Origin of the sequence: Lysobacter enzymogenes (assembly GCF_017168095.1) — a bacterium.
Lineage (GTDB): Bacteria > Pseudomonadota > Gammaproteobacteria > Xanthomonadales > Xanthomonadaceae > Lysobacter > Lysobacter enzymogenes_D.
Genome location: NZ_LXSD01000154.1, coordinates 1 through 762, shown reverse-complemented (window position 1 = coordinate 762; position 762 = coordinate 1). Strand labels below are relative to the sequence as shown.

Annotated in this window: 1 protein-coding gene; it reads right to left on the bottom strand. The window is 71.8% G+C overall.

Going from position 1 to position 762, the window contains the following annotated elements; translation table 11 throughout:
- A partial coding sequence (locus tag A7A76_RS04360; protein WP_206410048.1) for a DUF4255 domain-containing protein occupies positions 1 to 631 on the bottom strand: 631 nt, incomplete at its 3' end.
- Positions 632 to 762 lie beyond the last annotated feature (131 nt).

The following is a 762-nucleotide window of genomic DNA, read 5'->3' as shown; positions in this document are numbered from 1 at the left end:
CCGGGCCGCGGTCGTCGGCGCCGCGCTTGAGCACCGGCGGCGCGGCGCGCGCGGCGGCCTCGGTTTCCATCAGCACCACCGACACCTGGTAGGCCATCGACGGGCGATAGCGCGCCTGCATCGCGGTCCACAGCTTGGACAGCTCTTCGCCGCCGAGGTATTGCGGGGTGATCTTCAGCGATTCGATCTGGTCGGCGAGGTTGAGCGCGGAGAAATCGCCGAACGGCGGATTCGGCGGCCCCAGCGCGTTGCGCAGGCGCGCGCGGTCGAGCCCGGGGGTGTCGTGCAGCGCGAGCATGGCCAGGCCGAGCAGGGCTTCGGCGTTGAGGTCCTGGGCGCCGTAGGCGGTCAGCAGGTAGTGCAGGTCCAGCGCCAGCGGCGCGTTGCGCAGGCGCTGGCCGCTGCCGTCGCGGGTCGGCAGGGTCTGGTTGCGCCAGCCGCTGTTGGGCGTGACCTGGTACAGGAACAGATTGAGCTGGTTGGGCTCGGTCTGCCCGGTGGTGATCCGGTCCGGCGGCGTGGAGGTGACGGTGATGCTGCCGATCGACGACAGGTCCAGGCCCAGCAGGCTGTCGCTGATCAGATCCTTGAGCGTGGCGGTCACCGCGGCGATGGCCAGTGCGTTACTCATCGACGGTCTCCGTGGCGTTGCCGCAGGTAGTCGTCCAGGCCGAGCGCGGGCGCGCCGTTGCGGCGCGGCGTCGCGGCCGGCGTTGCGGCCGCCGCGCCGGCGCGGATTTCGACCCGGCCGATGCTGACCTG